The organism is Chryseobacterium potabilaquae, from assembly GCF_902728265.1.
Lineage (GTDB): Bacteria > Bacteroidota > Bacteroidia > Flavobacteriales > Weeksellaceae > Chryseobacterium > Chryseobacterium potabilaquae.
In genome coordinates this window covers 32,898-55,810 of the sequence record NZ_CACVBR010000013.1, presented here as the reverse complement: position 1 = coordinate 55,810, position 22,913 = coordinate 32,898, and the positions used below count along the sequence as shown (strand labels likewise).

Here is a 22,913-nt window from a genome sequence, read left to right as displayed (position 1 = left end):
TGCAGAAATTATACCAAATTACTCTACGCTTACTGTAAATTTCCCTTTTGTAGTACCGGAAGCCATATTACTTTTCCCGATAATCAAAGATATCTCACCCTTTTGAGGAATTGTATAGCTTATATCTTTTCCAAAAGGACCATCAGTATCTCCATTAGCCAATTTTATTTGGTTAAAACGGATATTGAAGTCTTTTTCATTGGTAGAAATTTTAGCTTTAACTTCAGGTTTATTAAAATTGGTTATTTTTAATACTAACCCTTGGTTATCTTTGGTAAATTCTTCACCGAAAGTAAAAGGAAGCTGTGCCGCATCGACAGTTCTTGTGATTTGTCCATCTTTTTCACTTCTCATCACTCCTTTACTTAACACTTCTTTCGTTACTGGAGAATTATTGACCATAGAATCTTTTTTTTGCGATGCCATAGAATCAGCATTTGGTTTAGCCATTTGTTCCATAGTCGCTACCGAATCTTGTGCCGGAGTTTCAGGCATTTTTGACTCTTTTTTACAAGCTATAACTAGCAATGGGATTAGTAATAATGATTTTTTCATATCCATTTTTTTTACATTTTTAAGTACAATTTTACTCACAAAAGATTTATCAGCTAAAACTGTTCCATACTATTATTAATCATTCTATTTTTTATCTGAAATTTGAAAAAGAATTTCCACAATATTTAAAATATACATTAAAACTATTTGATTTCTTCGTAATACAGGATCTTGGATAACATACTTTTAGTTTGCTGCATTTTTATTTTCTCTACAATTTCTTTTTCTAATTTTTTATCCTGAATATGTGATGCATATTCAAGAAGTATTTTTTCATTAAAATTAACCTCTGTTGTATGTAAATCAATGTCAAAATTATTACGATTCACATTTTGCGATGTAATTATTCCACCCCAATTGATATAACTACATATAAGGATTGTTGCATAGAAATACCCAACCATTGTATTTACCAAATACGCATTCCTCTTTTTCATATGAAGCTTAATATAGGTTAAAACCAAACCCACTAATGATAATAATAAGAAAGCATATACTCCCAATCTCTTATAAGTGAATCCATAGCTAACGATATACTCTGTATTTTTGATCATTACAGAAAGGACTAAAATGACATTGAGTACAATCCAAATTTTAGCTAACCATCTCATTAAAAGAGCTTTTGGATCAAAATTAAAACTAGACTTAAAATAAAACATGATCACTAAAATGGCCATGATAATTGAAATAATTACCGCATTTACTCTTTCATGAGTTTCTTCTGAGAGCTGAGTAGGGGTTTTTACAGTTTCATACCATTGTTCATAGTTATAACTTATGATAAAAAAGATCAATAAAATATTCAAACATAAGAAAGAAATCACTCCACTCATTCTCTCAGATCCTAAATCTAAAAAGGCATATGTTTGTTTTTGGATCTTATCTTTTTCTTGGAACTGGTTGTCTAAAAGATTATTATTTTTATAAATCAATCTTTCTATAGCATAATTCCAATAGTTAAAGGCAATAAAAAAGCCTAGTGCACTTAAACATACAATTTGTAAAAAATCGACGTCCCATTGAATATTCATAAAAAGTTGAGCAAAATGATCACTTCCTAAAGAATATACTCCCAAAAAAACAGCCAAAAGCAAGAATGGTATTAATACAAAAGCTAATGTCTTTTGCCACAACCCAGAAATATTTCGTTTAGGCAACCAATCATCAAAATCAAAAAACCTACAAACTGATGTAACACAGTTAATGATAAAAACAGGAATTAAAAAGAGTATTTTCATTCTCCTGTTTTTTGCTCTATAAGATAATAGCAATAATGAACTTATCAAAGCAAGAAAGGATGAAAAGTCACCATACCAAGCGAAGGCCGCACTTGAAAGGATACTGGTAATGAAAAAGACCCAAAATGTTTTAGATCTATTCTTTTCCGGTGTTTTAATGAACGTAAGTAATGAATATAGCATTCCGAGTATCCCTAAGTTAAGCCCTAGGGTTTCGTTATAGAATAAGATAACGAATAAAAATGTAGTAAGAAATATATATTGATGTGTTTTCATAATACAATGATTGATTATTTTAATAGGATAAGAATATTTAGTAGAGAACCACCGTATCTTTCGTGTCTATAAAGTCCTTTACTTGCTGAAAATCCTGCCTTAATAACTCCTCAAAATCCCAAGAATAAAAAGCCCGCATCGTTTTACCTTTTTTAAATGCTTTGATATACATACTCAAATATTCAGGTAAGATTAATATTCCTAAAATAATAGCTGCTAAAAGATGTGCATTCAATTTTCCATTTCCAAGAAGAAGATATTGCATTGCAATTTCATCTTCAAAATTAGTTCCGCAGCCCGTAATCAAGTGATGAACGTCATGATTTTCCATCTTTGGAATCATGGTAAAACCATGCTTTTCATAAAATTCGCCTAATTTTCTTCCAAGAGAATCTTTATGGAATTCCAGTAATTGTTTCTCATTAAACTGCCATTGCCTTTTTTTCTTTTTGAAATATTTTCTATAGATTTTTTGCGTTTTATCGTATACAAACAATAAGAACTTGACACGTATTTTTTTCATAATTTATATTTAATAGATCAATACAACTTGATTGTATTTTAAAAATTTTATTTTACACTTTAAAGCTTTGATTTAGAAACAATTACACTTATTCGAATTGAAAATATTATTGCGCTTTTATTATCATTAGATTCAAATTTTTATAATCAACTTCCCGCAAATGGGCTTCCAAATAATCCAACCGCCAATTCAATCCAGATTAAAAGAAATATCAAAAGAATTGTTGTACAGGTAATTAACTTAGCCATAAAAGATTTCTTTGATTTGACAACAAGGTTTATGATAAAGGCTACCCCAAAAAGCAAAATTGCGGCAAGAAGGAAATCAAAAAAAGACCAATTCCAACCTTCTATAAAAAGATTTCCAAAAAATGCAATCACCAATAATATAACCGCTACTCCAAAAATGTAATTTGTCTTGTGTTTTTGTTTAATTGTAATCATAATTATAATATTTAATTTTAAAGTACTTTGAATTACAAAGTTTAAATTCAAAAAAATTTATCCTTATTTACGTCCTAATAATTTCTCAAGTGCATTTAAATGTTCTGTGAATGCCAGACGCCCTACTTGGGTCACGCGATAAGAAGTCTTTGGTTTCTTTCCCACAAATTCTTTTTTTACTTCTATATATTCTACTTTTTCTAATGCATTACTATGACTTGCTAAATTACCATCTGTTACTTCCAGTAAATTTTTCATTTCCGAAAAATCAACCCAGTCGTTTACCATAAGTATAGACATGATGCCTAATCTTACACGACTTTCAAATTCTTTATTGAGTTGATTTATTTTAATCATATCTTTTAATTGTCAGAAATTTCTATTTCTTTACTTTAGCTTTACTTTTATTGAGTCATTAAATTCTTTCATAATGAAAGGCTTCTCTGGATCTTATCAACTTTCCTATTTATACTTTTTGTGCATAATAAAACCGTACACAATATGTAAAAATCCAAATCCCAACGCCCAGAAAAGTAATCCCCACCCTAGTACAAACGAAGAAATAAGACCTAAAGAAATTTGGCAATACCCCAAATATTTTATATCAGTTAATGTGTATCTTTCGGCACACACTAATGCTATTCCATAAAAAATCAACGTCGTCGGAGCCACCCAAACAAAAAGGTTATGGAAAAGAAGAGCCAAACAAAATATTCCTCCTGCTACTAAAGGGAGAGAAAAAGTGATTAAAAGTCTTTCGGTAGTAGCATCCCAAATTTTAAGTCCTTTCTTTTTACTTTTATGGGCTGTAAAAATATATCCACTAAGGATAGCCACCAATAAAACGACTACTCCTACAATTACTAATTCTTTAATTACAGTAGGACTATATATTTTCATATCGGCATCAAAATAATTAATACCTTCTCCCAACAAGATAAAATAAACGTATATAGCTCCTGTTATTGCAGCAATTCCTGCAAAAACTCCTGATAAACCGCTTAATGATATAAATCGAGAAGATCGCTCCATCATAGAACGGATATGGGATAAGTCTTCGTGATAGTTTTTTGAATCCATATAAAGAACTTTGAAATACAAAGTTATTATTTATTTTTAAATTTCAAAATAAAATTGTTACAATTTTCTTTGTATTTTTATTTCCCGTATTAAGGAATTTTAAATTTTAGGAAAACTAATAAAAAAAATGGATAAAGAGATTTTACGATCGATAATTTTCAAGCATTTAGATGGCATCGTAACCACCCCAATTATTGCCTCATTACTAAAAAAGGATATTATCAGTTTCATCATCAATAGAAAAGAAGCATCCCTTTCTGAACTTACCGAATCTTTTAAAGCTAATGAAGGATATCTGAATGTAGCATTAAGAACATTATCTTCACAAGGGTTTCTAGAATATCACGTTAATAATGAAAAAGATGAAGTCATAATATCTTCTAATACAAAAACTCAATACTTACAAAAATATTCCCCTATCTATCTTAAGGTTATTCCTTTTCAAAAAAAATCTCTTGATATAAGAAATCAGATATTGGAAAACTCGTTTATTGAAGAATTTACTCAACTTGCTGATTCCTTAAAAAACAATTTTGGACTCTCTCTATCTAAAGATGAAATTGAAAAAAGTGTACAGGAACAAATTCTAAACCACATTGAGGGCTGTATCATTGGCCCTATTATCGTATACTTAGGAATGACAGGAATGTTTCATAAATATTTTATGGAAACATCATTTCAGGCAGCAGAATTTCATAAAAATCATTCCAATTTCGAAGTCATTTTGGACTTCTTGGTGCATTTAAATTGGTTCACTAAATCTGGTAATAACTATAAATTTACAGAAACAGGGATTTATTTTGCTAAAAGAGCAACTTCTTACGGAGTTACTGTTTCTTATCTTCCTTTATTAAATAAAATGGATGAGCTTTTATTCGGAAACGCTTCTAAAATTAGAGAAATTGATGAAGGAGAAGACGAAATTCATGTGGATAGAGCCATGAATGTATGGGGAAGCGGCGGAGCGCATTCTACCTATTTTAAAGTGGCTAATGATTTCATTATTGAGATTTTCAACCAACCTATTCATTTACAGCCCAAAGGAGTATTGGATATGGGATGTGGCAATGGAGCCTTTATACAGCATATTTTTGAAACTATTGAAAGACATACTATCCGAGGAAAAATGCTTGAAGAACACCCTCTATTCTTAGTAGGTGCAGATTATAACCCCGCAGCATTAAAAGCTACCAGAGCTAATCTCATCAATAGTGATATCTGGGCAAAAGTAATTTGGGGAGATATTGGAAATCCACAAAAATTAGCAGAAGACCTAAAAGATAATTATGAAATAGATCTTTCAGATTTGCTTAATATTAGGACATTCTTAGATCATAACAGGATATGGGCAAATCCCAACAATATGACACCTGATAGAGTAAGTACATCCACCGGAGCCTTTGCTTCTAGGGGGAAAAGATTGCCTAATAATCTGGTAGAAGAAAGCTTAAAAGAGCATCTTGAACTATGGTTACCCTATATTAAAAAGAATGGACTTCTACTTATCGAATTGCATTCCTTACAACCGGAACTAACCAGTAGCAATATTGGAAAAACATCCGCTACAGCATATGAAGCCACTCATGGATTTTCCGATCAATACATTTTAGAACTTGAAGTATTCAAAAAGATATGCATGGAGACGGGCCTTACTATTGATAAAAATCTTTCTCGAAAATTTCCGAATTCTGATTTAGCCACAGTTTCTATTAATCTATTAAAAGTATAAAATTAGAGCGTTGAAAAATTCAACGCTCTAATTTTTATTTTACTCTTAATCTTTCTTTTATTGATTCAATATTTTTCTTTGCAGACTCTTCCAAAATAAGACTTGCACTCATATGAATTCGATCAGGCATGAGTTCATTAAAATGATCTGTTCCTTCCCAAGATACTTTTTTAATTAAAGCTAAAGCATCACTACTTCTTGATGCTAACGTTTCTAAAAATTTTTCAAGTTTAGTATCCATTTCTTCAATACTTTCAGAAACAGAATGATAGATATTATGTTGTTCTGCCCAATCTGCAGAGCGAAAGTCGGCATCTATAGCCATTGCCGAAAACTGAGACTTACCTATTTTTCTTTCTACATAAGGTCCGATGACAAATGGCCCAATTCCCAAATTAATTTCTGTAAGTGCCAATGCTGAAGATTTTGTTGCAAAACAATAGTCTGCACCACATGCAATGCCTACTCCCCCTCCGGTAGTTTTACCTTGAACTCTTACCACAACAATTTTCCCACAGTTTCTCATAGCGTTTAAAACTTTAGCAAAACCACCAAAAAACTTAGTCGAAGCCTCTAACTCCTCAATTGCCAAAAGCTCGTCAAAACTAGCACCACCACAAAAAGCTTTTTCTCCTTCGCTTTTTAATACAATTGCTTTAACTTCTTCTTTTGACCCTTCATTTAAAATAGTTTGTGCCAATTTTTCTAATATAGCTCCCGGAAGAGCATTACTTTTGGGGGTTCCAAATGTAATTTCAGCAATACTATTTTTCAGCTCAGATACAACAAATTCGTTCATTTTTAATTTATATTGGATTTACACAAAAATACTAAATACTCTATTTCTAACAAGAATTAAATCTTTGTAAATTTTATTTATCTGGTCCATTTATGGAGATGCTCTATTCTCCCATTTCTTTTCATTAATGAATGAAATCTTAGATTTAACAAAATTCGTCTTCCTTCAATTGTTCGTGTAAAAATTAAGCGAGAGTTATCGAAGGTTTCGCTCCACACTCGTTGGAAAAATTCTGCACTTTTTTTATTTTTAGCAAAAACTTCTGGAAGGGGAAAATAGAAACTTTTTTTTATGAAAAAGAATTTGTTTTTTTGTTCTAATAAATACCTCGGATTGTCAACAGGAGCTACCAACTCTTGTAATGTTTGAATAAATTGTGATTTTTCATAGTTGGTTCCTCCTTCTAAATGACAGACTGAGTTTTTATATACATCACTTGAAGTGATTATTCTTAGATTTTCTTCGGGGGTTTGGATAATCCTTTCATGGATAAGATTTTTTAAAGTGACCTCTCCTATGAGTTTAAGATGTTTTACTGTATTTTTATATTTTAAGTACTGTCTTGTTGCTCTCCAAAATTTTCCACCATACACCAATATCCCTATAAGACCAGCAACAAAAGAAACTTTAAAAAGATTAGCCATCGAATGAATGTTATCCCATGATTTCATAAGTGTAGCTACAACATCCTGCAGAAAAGTAAAAAAAGTAGAAATCATAATTCCTGAAAAGTTTCCTATCATATTTTTCAAATAGTTCATTTTCATTTCTTCATTTCCTTTCATTGTTTCTATTGGAATCTGGAGTTCTTCTATCAAGATATTACCTTTATCCAAAGCTGCTCTCCAACGTTTAGAAAGGTTATCTCGATCTTTGGCAAAAGAAAATGTTTGTAAGTTGATCAATGAAAATTCATTTTTTTCTGTATTAAATTTAATATTCAATCTTTCAAAATTATTTTCAATAGAAGGATCATCATTATTAGAAACACCCAGAAAAGTTTTAAATCTTGTTTTTAAAATATCTAAATCCTGACCTCCATTTGCACTTTTTTCGTCAAAACAGACAAGATGCCAAATATTTCCTGTTTTATGCGGATTAGTTACATCCGTTCGAATGACTCTTCCTCTCATCTGATTGGAAAGAACAAATGAACTTACAAAACTCGCAAGGACCAAAGCGTTCATTTTGGGCGCATCCCAGCCTTCTCCCAAAAGAGATTTCGTTCCAATTAAAATTTGAATTTCACCACATTGAAAAATTTCCGTAATAATGTAAACAATATCATGTCGCAACCTATCTATAATATGTATTACAACATAATTTGTGTCATAAGAAAGTTCTAAAACTGCAATATTAAAAACTCCTTTTTTAATGCAAAATTCCTTAAAAATATTTTCAGAACTCTTAGGAATAATTACAATACTTCCTGTAAGTACTCCTATCTTTTTCTTATCATGATTTTCTCTCCTTAACTTTTCAAAAATGGGGATAGCTCCCATCTTATCCAGTTCACTATCATTTTGAATATCTCTTGTTAAGAACTCTTTTTTAATAAAATCGGTAAGGATTACCATTTTCAACTCATCCTTAAGTACTGAATATTCAAAATCAACAATCTCCTTTATACCTTGAAGCTTTCCAATACTCGAATTGAAAATTTGAGTTAAGTTTTTATTATTAAAGAAGCTCACCATTTTCTTTTCCAAAAAACCATTTCGTCTTAATCTATTTTCAAGTTGGGTACGGTGTTCTTCAAATTGTTTAAAATTAGCTTCATCCAAAAAGAGATAAAAATCAATTAATTCTTCAGTCCAGAAATAATCAAATTGAGGAATAAACTTCTGTTGATCGCCTATAATCTCAAAATGAATATTTTCAATTTTCTTCCCTCTTAAGTTTAAATAAATCAATCCTGATGTGTATGACGAAAGGTTTTCATAAATCCAATCAAGATATTGCTCCGGATATTGATAAACAGGATGGTTTTCTATCGCATGAAGAATGATTTCATCATGCTTAATTTCTTCAAAAAAAAGGCTAGCCTGCTGATAATAGTTTTCAATTTTTTGTTGTTCTATCTTAGTGGGTAAAGTAAAATACACAAGATCCTGATGTGGACAAAGATCTCCTTCAATCATCAATTCCGGAACTGAAATTTCAACATCTATATTACCATTTAGTTGAATATATTTTTGCCATTCTGAACCGGAGATATCAAAAGGTGGAGTTGCAGTGAGCGCAACAAGAGTCGGACTAATTTTATTTTTAAGTTCAATTAAACTTTCCCACCATGCATTTTTCAGATGATGAGCCTCATCCAAAATGAATGTTCCTACTTTTTGCTTCTTGAGATTTTTTACAACATTTAAAATATTAGATTGAGAATATTCTTCATTTGCATTTTCAGCAGGAATTTCATTTTCTTTTATATTATTGCATGCAGCATGAATTCCCTGATAGGTTACCACTGTAACAAATCCGGGCTTTTTAATATCCATTGAAATCCACTCCGGAATATCTTGTTGTTGTAAGAATAATTCACAAAATCGATTAATCCATTGATTTCTTATGGCTAAAGTTGGAGCGACAATAAGAGTTGGTTTATCAAGGCGGATCATAATTTCCAAACCAATAACCGTTTTTCCTGACCCAGGGGGCGCTACTATATGTAAATGATTATCGGATAGGTAATCATTAGCATTATCTAAAAGAAAACTCTGGTATTTTCGCCAGCTATATTTAAAATTTAAATTCTTAGGAAATGAATTCATCCAGGCTTGTGTTCTTAAATAATTTTTCAGTTATAATCTATTTTTATTCCTTTAAAGTCAAAATATATTTATCAATATAAAGTTGTTTTTCTTTTGATTTGTACTGCTGAATATATCTCGGATGTTCCAAAACAGTCATCTTATCAAATAATTTCTCTTCTTTATTGAGCTTAGCAATAAACTCAGCATTTCTCTTCCCTAAAACAAACACTTCAGAGGTATTAAGATTCAAACTAATATGTTTTTTTAAAGAGGTAATCATAAACTCTTTTACACATTCAAATAAGTTCTTATCGTCATAGTAGTTAGCATTCAACCAACCCTTCTTTGATTTCCTAACAATAGCTAATGGAAATGGTGAATTAATATAAAAATTTTCATAGAAGATATCAGCTCCTCCATATTCAGCAATCATATCATACATAAATACAGAAGAAATTTCATGGGTATATGCTGATTCCATTGTAATCCCGCACACCCTTTCCAATCGTTTTGTATCAGTAAAGGGAACCCCCGTAACTCCAGCACCGTGGCGGCTGGGATTAATCCCTATAATGAACTTTCTTTGTTTCGAATCGTTATAGTATTTATGGTAAAATTCCTGCATCACCTTCATTGTCTCAGGATTATGCAAATAAGGGTTTAAAACCTGAAACTCATCGGGAAGATTTCCATCATATATTAGGTTTACATTAAATTCAACAATTTGTTCTGCAAAAGTTTTCATTAAAACGAATATAACAGTTTAAAAATAAAACGGTGTAACAATTAATTGTTACACCACTAGATTTTATATTATTAGATCAAATTAAACTGTTCAAAATGATGTGTAAAATGCTTTCTATGCATCAATTCCCACATTTCTTTATTTAAATTTCCAAAAACATAATTCATGTGTTCAGCTTCTGGATTTTCTTTGTAGTAAATCGAAAATCGTTTCATATTATCTATAAAAGATTGCTTTGCGATATCCAGATTTTTATGTTTTAATGCTGATAAAGAACCGTCTTCTGCCATAAATGGTGCCAAGAAATCCTTTGGCATTTTTCTGTGAGTATAAAGAGAGTCTTGATACTTTTCTAAATGATCCTCAGAGGTAAAACATTGGTCAGCTTCCGGTTCTCCTAAACTTACCAATACACATTCATCGAGATGCTCAATCATGTGCTGAGGAGACATTTTCCCCCAATTAGGTAGAGTCTTTTCTGTTAAACCATTTACTATTTTCTGAAGATTTTTGACATTTAATTCAATAAATGGCGACTGTTTTGCCACCAACGTTAAAATTGTAGCTACACAAACAACCTCATCCCTTTGGTTCACCACTTCCACTAACCATTTTACAACACCAGAAGGAATATTTCGTCCTTTTACTCCTCTGTTGATTTTCTCTTTTGCTGTTAAATACACTGTGATTGTATCTCCCGCATAGACAGGCTTAAAGAATGAACAATTTTCTAGTCCATAATTGGCAATAACTGGCCCTTTTTTCCCAGAAACAAATAATCCAGCAGCTGCAGAAAGAATAAAATATCCGTGAGCAACTGTTTTATCAAAGATCGTTCCTGTCAAGCTCGTTGCATCTGTATGGGCATAAAAATGATCCCAAGAAACATTAGAAAAATTAACAATATCTGCTTCTGTCACCGTTCGTCCTGCAGTTTCTAAAGAATCCCCCACTTCTACTTCTTCAAAATATTTTTGGAAAGGGTGTTTATCTGAAAATTTCTTTTCCGCTCCTTGCTGATACATTTTAGTAATTGCGGTCAAAGTATCGGGAGAACCCTGAATAGCCGTTTTTTGAAGGAAAAAATGAAGACCACTTAATCCTCCCATTTCTTCACCTCCTCCTGCTCTTCCAGGACCTCCATGCATCAATGTCGGAAGTGGTGAACCATGGCCTGTACTTTCTTTCGCATTGTCTCTGTTTAGCACAAAAATTCGACCATGCTGAGAAGCCATTTTCCAAGAAGTTTCGGCTACAAATTGGTCATCATAAGATACAATGGATCCCACCAAACTTCCTTTTCCTTTTTTTGCCAATGCTGCTGCTTCCTCTGCCTCTTTGTAAGGCATCAGTGTAGAAACAGGCCCGAAGGCCTCCACATCATGAGAGATGTTTTTCTCAAAAGGTTTATTATTTAAGAATAATTTAGGACTCATAAAGGCACCCTTCTCATAGTTTGCATCTACCAGTTCATGTTGTCCATCATATACTAATTCTGTTTCGGCTTTTAGTAAATTTACTTTTCTTACCACCTCATCATACTGCTGTTTTCCAACCAAAGAACCCATCCTCGTTTCTCTACTTAAAGGATTACCGATTGTTGTTTGATCTAATGCTTTAGATAAAGCATTTTGAACATCTCCAACTAAATTTTCAGGAACAATAATTCTTCTGATCGCTGTACATTTTTGCCCTGCCTTAGTGGTCATTTCATTACGAACTTCTTTGATAAATAAATCAAATTCAGGAGTTCCTGGTTTAGCATCTAATCCAAGAATTGAGCAGTTTAGAGAATCTGCTTCCATATTGAAACGTACAGCATTCCCTGCAATTGAAGGTAAAGATTTTAATTTTCTACCTGTATTGGCAGAACCTGTAAACAATACCGAATCTCCATCCTGTACATACTCCAAGATATTTCCTGGTTCACCACAAACCAATTGAACTGCCCCTTCCGGAAGAATTCCACTTTCAATCATATCCTGAAAAACGGCATTGGTCAAATATGATCCGAATGGAGAAGGTTTTACAATAGAAGGAACACCCGCCAATAGAGAAGTCGATAACTTCTCCAACATTCCCCAAACAGGAAAGTTATAAGCATTGATTTGTACAGAAATGCCTTCACTCGGAGTCAAAATATGAGTTCCTAAGAAAGTTCCATTTGCCGAAATTTTCTGCGTATCTCCATCTACCCAAAACGGTGTATTTGGAAGCATTCTCTTCGCCAACCCTGAGTAGGTAAAGAATGTACCAAAACCTCCTTCAATATCCACCCAAGAATCCACATGAGTTGCTCCTGTTTTATAAGATAATTCGTAATACTTTTTCTTTCTTTCTAAAAGGTAGAGCGCTACTTTTTTCAGCATTTCTCCCCGGTCATAGAAAGTCATTGAAGAAAGATTTTTGTACCCTATTGTTCTTCCATAATCCATCGCCTGTTCAAAATTCAGGCCTTCCGTATCAGAAATAGCAACCTGCTCTCCTGTCACTGCATTATATAAGGGAATCCCATTTCCATTTCCTTCTACCCATTCGCCGTAGATATAATTTTTTAATTTTTCCATAAAGCATTTAATATTTAATGTAACTGTATCGATCTAATAGATTATCATCTATTGATATGTTACATTATTAGAATTATTAGATTATTTAATGTCATCCCAAATGCTGTAATCAACAATTTTGGTAGGTGTTTGCTGTACATATTCTGTAAAAGGCTCGCAAGGTATAATAGCTTCTTTTCCTTCTCTCGCCAATTTCTGATACAATTTTGTTCCTTCTGTTTTCCAATGGATCATTTCATCAGAAACATCACGGATAATTTTTGCAGGGCTTCCCACAAGTAATTTTCTTGCTTCACATTTAAAATTTGCAGGGACAAAAGCTAATGCTCCGATGATACATTCATCGCCGATAACGGCTTTATCCATCACCACAGAGTTCATCCCTACCAAACAATTTCTCCCAATATGCCCGGAATGAATAATTGCACCATGACCAATATGAGCAGATTCTTCTAAGATCGTTTCTATATTAGGGAATACATGAAGTGTACAATTTTCCTGAACATTTGCACCATCTTTTATTATAATTTTCCCCCAATCTCCACGGACAACTGCATTCGGACCAATATACACCTCTTCTCCGATTTCCACATTCCCAATTATTACAGCCTGTGGATGTACATAAGCAGATGGCTTTATAATAGGTCGAATTCCATGATATGAGTAAATATTCATCAATTTTTTATTAAAAATTTAATTAATATAACAATGTATTTTAATTAGTGTACCAATCTAACAATTTAAAGTACATTGCTACATGAGTACATTATTAATTAAAATTATATTTTTTCAATTACCATTGCATAGCCTTGTCCCACACCAATACATAGTGTACACAATGCGTATTTTTTATTTTGTTTTTGAAGTTCAATAGCTGCGGAACCAATAATTCTGGCCCCTGAAACTCCAAGAGGGTGTCCAATAGCAATAGCCCCGCCATTTGGATTTATTCTTGAATCATCATCCTTCAATCCTAAACTTCTTGTTACTGCTAAAGCCTGTGCTGCAAATGCTTCATTAAGCTCTATGATATCCATATCCTCTAATGTAAGATTTAGTCTTTTTAGTAGTTTTCGGGTCGCTTCCACCGGTCCAATACCCATAACTCTTGGCTCAACCCCCGCTACAGAAGAACCTAAAATTTTAGCTTTTGGTTTTAATCCATATTTTTTAACAGCTGCTTCCCCTGCTAAAATAAGAGCTGCTGCACCATCATTCATTCCTGAAGCATTTCCAGCTGTTACTGTTCCTTCCTTTCTGAAAGCAGGGCGAAGCTTTCCTAATCCTTCGATTGTGGAAGTAGGCTTAATAAACTCATCTTGATCAAAAATAATGGGGCCTCCTTTTCTTTGAGGAATTTCAACTTGTACAATTTCTTCTGCTAGTCTTCCATTTTGCTGAGCCTTTGTAGCTTTTTGCTGTGACCAAAGTGCAAATTTATCTTGGTCTTCACGACTGATCTGGTGGATATCTGCTAAATTTTCTGCCGTTTCCCCCATTCCGTCAACTCCGTACATTTCTTTCATTTTTGGATTGATAAATCTCCATCCAAAAGTAGTATCAAACATCTGACTATCTCTTCCAAATGCTGCACTTGGTTTCGAAACCACGTAAGGCGAACGTGTCATATGTTCTACTCCACCAGCAATATAAATTTCTCCCTCTCCAGCAGCTATCGATCGAAAAGCATTTGCTACCGCAGACATTCCTGAAGCACAAAGCCTATTTACCGTCTCTCCTCCAATTTTATAAGGAAGTCCTGCTAATAGAAGCCCCATTCTTGCTACATTTCTATTATCCTCACCCGCTTGATTTGCACATCCAAAAATCACATCCTCAATTTTTTCAACTGGAATTTCAGGGTTTTTTGCTACGATTTCTTTAATCACAATAGCAGCCAAATCATCGGCCCTAACTTCTGATAATCCTCCTTGTAGTTTTGAAATAGGAGTACGTATATAGTCAACGATATAAACGTTTTTCATTTTTTATTAGATTTAAATACTGACTTTCAAATTTCGGATACCTTTAAATAATACCCTTTCATCTGTTTATAGTTCTATTACCTTTTTTTCTATTTTATAAACCGTACCCACAAACTTTGCAATCATCTCATTATGTTGATTGGTAACTTTAATGTCATAAACAGCCGTTTTTCTTGTATCATGAACCAAAACACTTTCTGCTCTGAACACATCTCCTTCTTTTCCGGCTTTGGTAAAATTGATGGTACAGTTTAAAGCAACTGCTGCATTTCCAGAATTATTAGATGAAAAAGCTAATGCAGAATCAGCAAAGGCAAATGTGATACCTCCATGAACTGTTTTAAGTCCATTAAGCATTTCCTTTTTTATGGGCATTTCTATTAAACAATAATTGTCTTTAAACTCAATCATTTTAATATCCATCCATTGGGAAAAATAATCCTGACTAAACATATAGTCTGCAACTTGTCTTGGGTTCATTCTAGTGTATTTTTGTTATTTTATCATATAATTCTTCTATCAGCTTATCATAAATATGCATCGTTCTGCCAAGAATTATTTGTTCATATGAAAGAAGTTCTAAATTTGATGAATTCTCAATTGGATAAGGAGCATTTAAATCAATCCCAGTCTCATGCGCCAATCGCTTAATAAGTTCTTTATATTTTTCATTAAACTGCCCTAATAGCTCAACCCTTTCCTGATACTCCTCAATGGTGGAAAGTTCCTGAATTAAGTATTGTTTTTCTATTAAAAGCCTTGTTTCTAACTCAGCTCTAAATTCATCTATATCCATTTTTAATGTAATAATTTAGCAATGTAACAGTTTACCAATAACAGTATGAATTGTTAGATTAATATATTGTTACATTTTACGAAGTAATGGACTTTGCTTATATCTTTCTTCCTGATATTCTTCGTACAGTTTTTGTAAGGTTTCGGAGATTTTTGTATATCCAATTTCTTTACCCCAGCTTAATAATCCTTTGGGATAGTTTACCCCTTTTTGCATGGCAAGTTCAATATCTTCATCCGTAGCAATACCTATTCTTTTTGCTTCAACGGCTTCATTAATCAACATTGAAATAATTCTTAAAAATATGTATTGATAAAGAAGCTCATCTTTGTGAGCTATCGGCCTTTCGACTCCCTCACTATAATTATAAAATCCTTTTCCCGTTTTTCTACCATGAAGTTTAGCTTCAGACATTCTTTGTTGAAGCAGAGAGGGTTTATACTTTGGATCATAAAAATAATCCTTGTAAACGGTTGTTGTTACAGCAAAATTCACATCAACTCCAATTAAGTCCATTAATTCAAAAGGTCCCATTTTAAAGTTTCCCAATGTTCTCATAGCATCATCAACTTGTTCAGGAGTGGCAATATTTTCTTCAACTATTCTTAAAGCTTCTCCGTAATATGGACGAGCGATTCTATTGACAATAAACCCTGGAATATCTTTGGCAATAACAGGCATTTTACCCCAATCTCTCATAAGATCGTAGATTTCCTGAGCCAATGAATTTTTTGTTAATAAAGATGGAATTACCTCCACCAAAGGCATCAAAGGGGCAGGGTTAAAAAAGTGAATTCCGATAAAACGTTCTGGATTTTTTAATTCTGCTCCAAGAGAGGTAATAGAAATAGAAGATGTATTGGAACCTATAATACAATTTTCAGAAACATATGTTTCTAATTCTGTAAAAACTTTCGTTTTAATTTCTTTATTTTCAATAATAGCTTCGATTACCAAATCAGCATCTTTTAAGTCTTGCAAAACGGTTGCTTTGGTAATATTACTCCTGATTTCGTTAGCTTTTTCTTGAGACAGCTTATTCTTCTCCACTAACTTTTGAAGTGTTTTTTCTAAACCGAAAAGTGCCTTATCGATTTGTAAAGTATTTGCATCAAATACCACTACTTTACATCCTGCTGTTGCTGCCACTTGAGCTATTCCAACACCCATCGTTCCTGCACCAATAATTCCTACATTCATATTTTAACAGTCTATCAATATAACAATGTAACAATCACGTTTTGCCATGCTCACTATAGGAAGCATTTCTCTACTAAATTGTTACATTGATCAATTGTTATATTATTATTTATTTTCCTTTATAATCAGGTTTTCTTTTTTGTAAAAATGCATTTACACCTTCTAAAAAGTCTTCTGTTTCAGCCGCTTCTTGTTGCAAATCGCCTTCTAGCTCCAATTGTTCTTTCAATGTATTCGTGTATGAATGAGCAAAAGCTTTTTTAGTCAATTTTATAGCTGCTGTTGGCATATTGGACATCTTTCCAAGAATCTCCATTGATTTTAGAGCAAATTCTGCTTCACTGAATACTTCTGCAACTAATCCATAAGACTTAGACTCTTCAGCAGATAATTTTTTCCCTGTAAATGCCAAATAGTTAGCCAACTGTCTTCCAAGAAGTTTAGGCAGAAAATAAGTTCCTCCTGTATCAGGAATTAATCCGATATTTGAAAATGCCTGAGCAAAATAAGCTTTATCAGTTGCTAAAACAAAATCACAAATTAAAGCTAACATGGCACCTGCTCCAACAGCCGGACCATTTACTAATGCTACTACAGGCTTTTTACAATGTGTAATTTCTGTTACTAAAGGATTATAGTAATCTACTACAATTTTTCTGATAATATCTTGGTCATGGTGTTCCTTTCCTACCGCAAAAGCTTCATCCAAATTTTGACCTGAGCAAAACGCTCTCCCCCTTCCGGATATGGCTACGCACCTTACAGTATCATCTTCACTGCATAATTTTACAAATTCTTTTAATTCTGCTAATGCTGGCTTTGTAAGAGCATTTAGAGATTCCGGTTGATTCAAATATGCAATTTTAAGCTTCCCTTCAAAATGCGTTTCGATATCGAGTTGTGTATACATAAAAAAACAATTTTTAGATCTTATAAAGATAATAATTTAACAAGTTCCCTGTATAACAATTTATCTATGAAACAGCTGAATAGTTCAGCATCTTTATCATAAATGAATCTTTTAAATTGTTACATAAACATTCTTAGATCATTACATTTTTTAATGACATTTAAAATAATCAAAGGGCTCCAAACAATCTAAACATTGGTATGAGGCTTTACACAAAGTAGAACCAAATCTGCTAATTTGTTTTGAATTCATAGAACCACAACGTGGGCATTTTTTGGGCTTCCCTATATGATTTTCGTCTGCTCCTTTTTCAGGAGGTGTGATCCCGTAAACTCGAAGCTTTTCCCTAGCTTCATCTGTTAGCCAATCCGTTGTCCAAATCGGAAACATTTTAGTAACGACTTTAGCATCCCATCCATTTTCTTTCATAGCTTTTATGATATCTTCCTCAATGGTAAACATGGCAGGACATGCTGAATAGGTGGGTGTAATGATGACTTCACAAGAGTTTTCGTTGATAATCTTCGCCTCTCTTACAATCCCTAATTCCACAATATTGATCACCGGAATTTCCGGATCAGGAACCATTTCTAATATTTCTAAAGGACTTTTCAATCTTTTTTAATCTAATAATTTAAGAATATATGTCTCGGATATCAATATTAAACAAACATCTTAGTATTTTTACCAAGTACAACCCGGATACGCTCTCTGCATATATTGTAATTCACAAAGGATATATCCAAAGTATTCTGTGTGATAACCTGTTCTTGATTTTGGCTGCATAAAGAGATTAGTTGGATAGTCTAATCCAAAATCTTGAAAATCTTTTTGTGTAACCGCTATAAATTCATTGTACAACTCATCAATATTAGGAGCTATATTTAAAACCATTAAATCATCCTCACCTTCCACTTTTGCGAATAACCCTTTAGTATATTCCCATATTCTATCTATTGCATTGATCAAACGTGTACGACTTTCTTCTGTTCCCTGAGCAAAGATTTTCATCCATGATAAGGAATGTGTATAATGATATTTTACTTCTTTTAAAGATTTCTGCGCAATCGCTAAAAGATCTTCATCCGCAGAATTTGATAATGCTTCATACATTAATTTCTGATATATGGAGAAAACATATACTTTAAGAATAGTCTGTGCATAATCCTCATTGGGCAATTCCACCCAATGGGCATTGACATATTCGTGTTCATATCTTAAAAAGGCCAAATCATCTTCACTTTTACCATCATCGGCAATTCTTGAAGCATATACATATAAATTATTTGCTTGTCCAAGTTCGTCCAATGCAATATTTGTCAATGCAATATCTTCCTCCAAATAAGGTCCTTCCCCACACCATTCGGATAATCGTTGCCCCATAATGAAACTATCATCGGCAAACTTTAATAAATAGTTAAATAATGCGTTCATTACATATTTTTTACATCGTTAGGAATATCGTAGAAGGTAGGGTGGCGGTATAATTTGTCATCTGCAGGATCAAAAAATGCATCCTGGTCCATTCCTTCTGAGCTGATAATATATTTACTAGGAACCACCCAAACGCAAGTTCCTTCTTTTCTTCTTGTGTATACATCTCTTGCGTTCTGTAACGCCATTTCTGCTGTAGGTGCCTGAACTGTTCCGGCATGTTTGTGGGATAATCCCGGTTTAGTCTGAATAAATACTTCCCACATATCTAAATTTGCCATAATCAAATGAATTTAACAATGTATCAATGTAACAGTTTACCAATAAGAAGCTTTAATGAAGCCTATTAAAAATTTGTTACATCTTTACATTAACATATTGTTACATTTTTTAAATTACTTCTTTTTGTTGTTTTTCTGCAAAAGCCGCTGCTGCTTCTTTTACCCAAAGATTTTCTTCTTGAGCTTTTACTTTTGTTTGTAACCTTTTCTTGTTACAAGGTCCATTTCCTTTTAAAATTTCCATAAACTCACCCCAAGGAAGTTCTCCAAAATCATAATGTTGCCTTTCTTCATTCCATTTTAGATCCTTATCCGGAATAGCCAATCCTAGAAACTCAGCCTGAGCCACCGTAACATCAATAAATCTTTGACGAAGACTATCATTACTTTCTCTCTTAACCCTGTAATTCATAGACATTTTGGAATTGGGTGAGCTATCATCATTCGGGCCAAACATCATTAAAGCAGGCCACCAAAAACGATTTAATGCTGCCTGAGCCATTTCCTTTTGTTGTTTGGTTCCCCGACAAAGAGCCATCAAAATTTCATAGCCTTGTCTTTGATGGAATGATTCTTCTTTACAAATTCTTACCATCGCTCTAGAATAAGGGCCATAAGAATTCCCCATCAACATCACCTGATTCATAATAGCAGCACCATCCACTAACCAACCAATAGCCCCAATATCCGCCCAGCTTAATGTTGGATAATTGAAAATACTCGAATATTTAGCTTTTCCGGAAAGCATGTCATCATAAGTAGCATCTCTATCCGCCCTGATTGTTCCATTTCCTAATGTTTCAGTTGCCGCATACAGATACAAACCATGCCCTGCTTCATCCTGAACTTTAGCCAAAAGAGCCATTTTTCTTCTTAATGAAGGCGCTCTTGAAATCCAGTTAGCTTCCGGAAGCATACCGACAATTTCAGAATGGGCATGTTGCGAAATCTGACGAACCAATAATTTCCTATAATCATCAGGCATAATATCTTTTGGTTCTACTTTATTTTCTTCGTGTACGTATTGCACAAATTTTTCTAAGTCCATAATTAAAATTTTTTAAAATTTTAAAATGTAATACTATATCAATCTAACAGTCTAGCAATACATTTAGCTCAATTTAGCAATAATTGTTACATTGGTAAACTATCACATTGTTACATTAATTACACATCATAATTAAGCATCACCACATTTGTAGTAGGATGACATTGACATGTCAAAACATAGCCTTTTGCCACTTCTTCCTCAGTAAGAGCAAAGTTTTTTTCCATAAAAACGTCTCCTTCAAGAACCTGTGCTTTGCATGTACAACATACTCCACCCTTACAAGCAAAAGGAACAGGAAGTTGATCTTTCAATGCTTTATCTAAAATACTTTCTTTTTTAGAATTCAAATGGAATGAATATTCATCATCATCGATAATAACCGTTACCATACTTTCTATATTGGCAATAGCCTTAAACTCTTCACTCATCTCCTCTGTATTTTCTTCATCAGGAGCAGTGAAGTACTCGAATAGCACCTGAATGGCAGGTACTTTTTTATCTTTCTTTAAATAATCGGCAATGCCTTTAATCATTTCTGCAGGTCCACAGATAAAATAAGTAGATTCCTTAATATCAATATCTACATATCTTTCAAATAATTGTTCCAATTTTTCTGGAGAAATTCTTCCTTCAAATACAGGATCTTCATGCTTTTCACGACTTACAAGATAAATTACTTTTAATCTTCCATTAAAGGATTCAACTAATTTATCAATTTCAGCCTTTTTCATTATATGATTCATGCTTCTGTTACTATAAAACAGATAAGCATTACTATTAGGTTCTTGATAAAGACTTTCTTTAATATTCGATAGTACTGGACTAATTCCACTGCCAGCTGCCAAACCCACATATGTTTTCACGTTTGTCGGATGATAAGATGTATTAAAACCACCCATCGGAGGCATTACTTCCAGAATTTCATCCATATGAAGATGCTCATTGAAATATCCTGACACTTTTCCTCCTTCTAATAATTTAACCAGCACTTCAAGTGTATTTCCTTTTTCACTGGGAGCATTACAAATCGAATAGGAACGTCTTTCTTCATTTCCATTGATCATCATTCGAAAGTTAAGATACTGCCCCTGCTTGAATCTGAATTTATCCTTCAATTCCTCAGGGATTTCAACCGCCACATTAACGGCATCATTAGTATCTTTTTGAACTTTTACAGTTTTTAATTTATAAAATGAATTCATTTTGTTTTTAGTATTCTATTAATTTTTCCACCTTCGCATTTTGGTAAACTGTCTTGAGCATGAATTTTCACTTTCGTTGTAATTCCTACTCGTTTTTTTATTTCATTTTCTATATTTCTTCCAAAATTCCCCACAAAATTTAAATAAGCATCTGTATTGATTTTAATTTGTTGGGCTTTCACAAAATCATCATCAATTTCTACATCAATATCCAATGCCACACACATATGCTCTTTTTCAATGGGTGTTAGGTAATAATTGGGAACTACACCATTCACATGAGAAAAAGCTTCTTCAATCTGACTTGGGTACACATTTACCCCCCTTACAATCAACATATCATCAGCTCTTCCCAAAATAGGCCTCATTTTAACCATCGTTCTTTTCCCTGACTCATCATAATAAAGACTTGTAATATCGTTTGTCCAATACCTTAAAAGCGGCATTGCCTTCTTTGTCAAAGTTGTAATTACTAAAACTCCTTCTTCTCCAAAAGGAACTGGTTGCTTAGTAATTGGATCTAAAATTTCAGGATAAAAATGGTCTTCCCAAATATAGGATCCACCTTTTTCCTCAAAATCTTCCATAGAAACGCCCGGCCCGATGATTTCGCTTAATCCATAAATATTTGTAGCATGCACTCCTAATCTTTCCTCAATATGATGCCTAATTATTTCAGTCCAAGGTTCTGATCCTAAAACAGCATACTTTAGACTAATCTCATTTGCGGAAATTCCTCTATGAGCAAATTCATCCGCGATTGTCAAAGCATAAGAAGGTGAGCAACAAATAACTTCCGGTTTAAAATCTATAATCAAATCAACCTGTCTTGTAGTCATACCTCCAGAAATGGGAAGAACACTCATTCCTAGTTTTTCTGCTCCATAATGCAGCCCTAGCCCTCCTGTAAAAATTCCATATCCATACGCATTATGTAACTGCATTCCCGGTTTTGCACCAGCCGCATTTAATGATCTGGCTACTACCTCACTGAATAAGTCCACATCTTCCTTTGTATATCCTACCACCGTTGGTTTTCCTGTCGTGCCGCTAGAACAATGAATTCTCTGTAATTGATTTTTAGGAACAGTAAATAATCCGAACGGGTAATGATCTCTCAAATCTTGTTTGTAAGTAATGGGAAGTTTAGTAATATCTTCAATTGATCGTATATCTCCTGAACTTACTCCTAATGTATTGAATTTATTTTTATAAAATTCCGATTTATCCACAAGATAATTAACCAGATTAACCAGCCGCTCAGATTGAAGCTGTCGCAATTGGTCAAGTCTTATATATTCAATTGAAAAATCCATACCCAACTAACTAACATTTGTTAGGTG

The 22,913-nt window shown here is 33.1% G+C and carries 23 protein-coding genes; 1 reads left to right on the top strand and 22 read right to left on the bottom strand.

Translation table 11 applies throughout. From position 1 onward, the window contains the following. Window positions 1–18: 18 nt before the first annotated feature. The 6 genes from CHRY9293_RS09045 to CHRY9293_RS09020 all read right to left on the bottom strand — a co-directional run bounded on the left by CHRY9293_RS09045 (window position 19) and on the right by CHRY9293_RS09020 (window position 4,115). A complete protein-coding gene (locus CHRY9293_RS09045) occupies window positions 19–555 on the bottom strand; it encodes a hypothetical protein (protein ID WP_122546117.1) in 537 nt (178 codons plus the stop codon). Between the two features lie 143 nt (window positions 556–698). After that, window positions 699–2,069, bottom strand: coding sequence for a DUF4153 domain-containing protein (locus tag CHRY9293_RS09040; protein WP_162032685.1), 1,371 nt, complete (start codon window positions 2,067–2,069; stop codon window positions 699–701). A gap of 37 nt (window positions 2,070–2,106) precedes the next feature. Continuing rightward, window positions 2,107–2,592 carry a Coq4 family protein gene (locus tag CHRY9293_RS09035; protein WP_162032684.1) on the bottom strand — a complete coding sequence of 162 codons (486 nt, stop codon included), beginning with the start codon at window positions 2,590–2,592 and terminating at the stop codon, window positions 2,107–2,109. A gap of 146 nt (window positions 2,593–2,738) precedes the next feature. Further along, entirely contained in the window at window positions 2,739–3,035 is a 297-nt protein-coding gene (locus CHRY9293_RS09030) for a hypothetical protein (protein ID WP_162032683.1), read from the bottom strand. Window positions 3,036–3,098: 63 nt separating this feature from the next. Next, window positions 3,099–3,392 carry a winged helix-turn-helix domain-containing protein gene (locus CHRY9293_RS09025; RefSeq protein ID WP_162032682.1) on the bottom strand — a complete coding sequence of 98 codons (294 nt, stop codon included), beginning with the start codon at window positions 3,390–3,392 and terminating at the stop codon, window positions 3,099–3,101. Window positions 3,393–3,497: 105 nt separating this feature from the next. Then, complete coding sequence (locus CHRY9293_RS09020) at window positions 3,498–4,115, bottom strand: hypothetical protein (protein ID WP_162032681.1); 618 nt, start codon at window positions 4,113–4,115, stop codon at window positions 3,498–3,500. A 127-nt stretch (window positions 4,116–4,242) separates the two neighbouring features. On the opposite strand from CHRY9293_RS09020, the gene CHRY9293_RS09015 reads away from it, so the two are divergent. After that, on the top strand, window positions 4,243–5,844 hold the full coding sequence (locus tag CHRY9293_RS09015) for a class I SAM-dependent methyltransferase (RefSeq protein WP_162032680.1): 1,602 nt from the start codon (window positions 4,243–4,245) through the stop codon (window positions 5,842–5,844). Window positions 5,845–5,878: 34 nt separating this feature from the next. Here CHRY9293_RS09015 and CHRY9293_RS09010 read toward each other — a convergent pair whose 3' ends face one another. The 16 genes from CHRY9293_RS09010 to CHRY9293_RS08935 all read right to left on the bottom strand — a co-directional run bounded on the left by CHRY9293_RS09010 (window position 5,879) and on the right by CHRY9293_RS08935 (window position 22,886). After that, a complete protein-coding gene (locus CHRY9293_RS09010) occupies window positions 5,879–6,643 on the bottom strand; it encodes an enoyl-CoA hydratase/isomerase family protein (protein WP_162032679.1) in 765 nt (254 codons plus the stop codon). A gap of 77 nt (window positions 6,644–6,720) precedes the next feature. Next, entirely contained in the window at window positions 6,721–9,417 is a 2,697-nt protein-coding gene (locus CHRY9293_RS09005) for a DEAD/DEAH box helicase family protein (protein ID WP_162032678.1), read from the bottom strand. 43 nt (window positions 9,418–9,460) lie between these two features. Further along, window positions 9,461–10,144 carry an SMUG2 DNA glycosylase family protein gene (locus CHRY9293_RS09000; RefSeq protein WP_162032677.1) on the bottom strand — a complete coding sequence of 228 codons (684 nt, stop codon included), beginning with the start codon at window positions 10,142–10,144 and terminating at the stop codon, window positions 9,461–9,463. A gap of 71 nt (window positions 10,145–10,215) precedes the next feature. After that, entirely contained in the window at window positions 10,216–12,711 is a 2,496-nt protein-coding gene (gene paaZ, locus CHRY9293_RS08995; protein ID WP_162032676.1) for a phenylacetic acid degradation bifunctional protein PaaZ, read from the bottom strand. An 81-nt stretch (window positions 12,712–12,792) separates the two neighbouring features. Then, the gene (locus CHRY9293_RS08990; protein ID WP_162032675.1) at window positions 12,793–13,386 is read right to left on the bottom strand and encodes an acyltransferase; all 594 of its coding nucleotides are present in this window, start codon (window positions 13,384–13,386) and stop codon (window positions 12,793–12,795) included. Between the two features lie 104 nt (window positions 13,387–13,490). Further along, a complete protein-coding gene (gene pcaF / locus CHRY9293_RS08985) occupies window positions 13,491–14,696 on the bottom strand; it encodes a 3-oxoadipyl-CoA thiolase (RefSeq protein ID WP_162032674.1) in 1,206 nt (401 codons plus the stop codon). Window positions 14,697–14,762: 66 nt separating this feature from the next. Then, the gene (locus CHRY9293_RS08980) at window positions 14,763–15,176 is read right to left on the bottom strand and encodes a PaaI family thioesterase (RefSeq protein ID WP_162032673.1); all 414 of its coding nucleotides are present in this window, start codon (window positions 15,174–15,176) and stop codon (window positions 14,763–14,765) included. Between the two features lies 1 nt (window position 15,177). Beyond that, window positions 15,178–15,492: a hypothetical protein gene (locus tag CHRY9293_RS08975; protein WP_162032672.1), complete on the bottom strand. Its 315-nt coding sequence runs from the start codon at window positions 15,490–15,492 to the stop codon at window positions 15,178–15,180. 69 nt (window positions 15,493–15,561) lie between these two features. After that, the gene (locus CHRY9293_RS08970) at window positions 15,562–16,692 is read right to left on the bottom strand and encodes a 3-hydroxyacyl-CoA dehydrogenase NAD-binding domain-containing protein (protein ID WP_162032671.1); all 1,131 of its coding nucleotides are present in this window, start codon (window positions 16,690–16,692) and stop codon (window positions 15,562–15,564) included. Between the two features lie 109 nt (window positions 16,693–16,801). Beyond that, window positions 16,802–17,602, bottom strand: coding sequence for an enoyl-CoA hydratase-related protein (locus CHRY9293_RS08965; protein ID WP_162032670.1), 801 nt, complete (start codon window positions 17,600–17,602; stop codon window positions 16,802–16,804). Window positions 17,603–17,752: 150 nt separating this feature from the next. Then, the gene (gene paaD / locus CHRY9293_RS08960; protein WP_162032707.1) at window positions 17,753–18,190 is read right to left on the bottom strand and encodes a 1,2-phenylacetyl-CoA epoxidase subunit PaaD; all 438 of its coding nucleotides are present in this window, start codon (window positions 18,188–18,190) and stop codon (window positions 17,753–17,755) included. Between the two features lie 96 nt (window positions 18,191–18,286). Then, window positions 18,287–19,036 (bottom strand): 1,2-phenylacetyl-CoA epoxidase subunit PaaC, encoded by a 750-nt coding sequence (paaC, locus tag CHRY9293_RS08955; protein WP_162032669.1) that lies wholly within the window; start codon window positions 19,034–19,036, stop codon window positions 18,287–18,289. After that, window positions 19,036–19,317 (bottom strand): 1,2-phenylacetyl-CoA epoxidase subunit PaaB, encoded by a 282-nt coding sequence (gene paaB / locus CHRY9293_RS08950; RefSeq protein WP_162032668.1) that lies wholly within the window; start codon window positions 19,315–19,317, stop codon window positions 19,036–19,038. The genes paaC and paaB overlap by 1 nt, the downstream gene beginning before the upstream one ends. Window positions 19,318–19,426: 109 nt before the next feature. Then, entirely contained in the window at window positions 19,427–20,365 is a 939-nt protein-coding gene (gene paaA, locus CHRY9293_RS08945) for a 1,2-phenylacetyl-CoA epoxidase subunit PaaA (RefSeq protein WP_162032667.1), read from the bottom strand. A 119-nt stretch (window positions 20,366–20,484) separates the two neighbouring features. Next, the gene (locus CHRY9293_RS08940) at window positions 20,485–21,570 is read right to left on the bottom strand and encodes a 2Fe-2S iron-sulfur cluster-binding protein (protein WP_162032666.1); all 1,086 of its coding nucleotides are present in this window, start codon (window positions 21,568–21,570) and stop codon (window positions 20,485–20,487) included. Continuing rightward, entirely contained in the window at window positions 21,567–22,886 is a 1,320-nt protein-coding gene (locus tag CHRY9293_RS08935; protein WP_162032665.1) for a phenylacetate--CoA ligase family protein, read from the bottom strand. The genes CHRY9293_RS08940 and CHRY9293_RS08935 overlap by 4 nt, the downstream gene beginning before the upstream one ends. Between the last annotated feature and the right edge of the window lie 27 nt (window positions 22,887–22,913).

Excerpts from the sequence above, each read along its gene's own strand:
- paaD (WP_162032707.1), bottom strand. The coding sequence starts at position 18,190 with ATGGTTCCTGATCCGGAAATTCCGGTGATCAATATTGTGGAATTAGGG.
- CHRY9293_RS08940 (WP_162032666.1), bottom strand. The coding sequence starts at position 21,570 with ATGAATTCATTTTATAAATTAAAAACTGTAAAAGTTCAAAAAGATACT.
- CHRY9293_RS08980 (WP_162032673.1), bottom strand. The coding sequence starts at position 15,176 with ATGAACCCAAGACAAGTTGCAGACTATATGTTTAGTCAGGATTATTTT.
- paaA (WP_162032667.1), bottom strand. The coding sequence starts at position 20,365 with ATGGACTTAGAAAAATTTGTGCAATACGTACACGAAGAAAATAAAGTA.
- paaC (WP_162032669.1), bottom strand. The coding sequence starts at position 19,036 with ATGAACGCATTATTTAACTATTTATTAAAGTTTGCCGATGATAGTTTC.
- CHRY9293_RS09035 (WP_162032684.1), bottom strand. The coding sequence starts at position 2,592 with ATGAAAAAAATACGTGTCAAGTTCTTATTGTTTGTATACGATAAAACG.
- CHRY9293_RS09000 (WP_162032677.1), bottom strand. The coding sequence starts at position 10,144 with ATGAAAACTTTTGCAGAACAAATTGTTGAATTTAATGTAAACCTAATA.
- CHRY9293_RS08990 (WP_162032675.1), bottom strand. The coding sequence starts at position 13,386 with ATGAATATTTACTCATATCATGGAATTCGACCTATTATAAAGCCATCT.
- CHRY9293_RS09020 (WP_162032681.1), bottom strand. The coding sequence starts at position 4,115 with ATGGATTCAAAAAACTATCACGAAGACTTATCCCATATCCGTTCTATG.
- CHRY9293_RS09025 (WP_162032682.1), bottom strand. The coding sequence starts at position 3,392 with ATGATTAAAATAAATCAACTCAATAAAGAATTTGAAAGTCGTGTAAGA.
- CHRY9293_RS09005 (WP_162032678.1), bottom strand. The coding sequence starts at position 9,417 with ATGAATTCATTTCCTAAGAATTTAAATTTTAAATATAGCTGGCGAAAA.
- CHRY9293_RS08965 (WP_162032670.1), bottom strand. The coding sequence starts at position 17,602 with ATGTATACACAACTCGATATCGAAACGCATTTTGAAGGGAAGCTTAAA.
- CHRY9293_RS09045 (WP_122546117.1), bottom strand. The coding sequence starts at position 555 with ATGAAAAAATCATTATTACTAATCCCATTGCTAGTTATAGCTTGTAAA.
- pcaF (WP_162032674.1), bottom strand. The coding sequence starts at position 14,696 with ATGAAAAACGTTTATATCGTTGACTATATACGTACTCCTATTTCAAAA.
- paaZ (WP_162032676.1), bottom strand. The coding sequence starts at position 12,711 with ATGGAAAAATTAAAAAATTATATCTACGGCGAATGGGTAGAAGGAAAT.
- CHRY9293_RS08935 (WP_162032665.1), bottom strand. The coding sequence starts at position 22,886 with ATGGATTTTTCAATTGAATATATAAGACTTGACCAATTGCGACAGCTT.
- CHRY9293_RS08975 (WP_162032672.1), bottom strand. The coding sequence starts at position 15,492 with ATGGATATAGATGAATTTAGAGCTGAGTTAGAAACAAGGCTTTTAATA.
- paaB (WP_162032668.1), bottom strand. The coding sequence starts at position 19,317 with ATGGCAAATTTAGATATGTGGGAAGTATTTATTCAGACTAAACCGGGA.
- CHRY9293_RS09030 (WP_162032683.1), bottom strand. The coding sequence starts at position 3,035 with ATGATTACAATTAAACAAAAACACAAGACAAATTACATTTTTGGAGTA.
- CHRY9293_RS09015 (WP_162032680.1), top strand. The coding sequence starts at position 4,243 with ATGGATAAAGAGATTTTACGATCGATAATTTTCAAGCATTTAGATGGC.
- CHRY9293_RS09040 (WP_162032685.1), bottom strand. The coding sequence starts at position 2,069 with ATGAAAACACATCAATATATATTTCTTACTACATTTTTATTCGTTATC.
- CHRY9293_RS08970 (WP_162032671.1), bottom strand. The coding sequence starts at position 16,692 with ATGAATGTAGGAATTATTGGTGCAGGAACGATGGGTGTTGGAATAGCT.
- CHRY9293_RS09010 (WP_162032679.1), bottom strand. The coding sequence starts at position 6,643 with ATGAACGAATTTGTTGTATCTGAGCTGAAAAATAGTATTGCTGAAATT.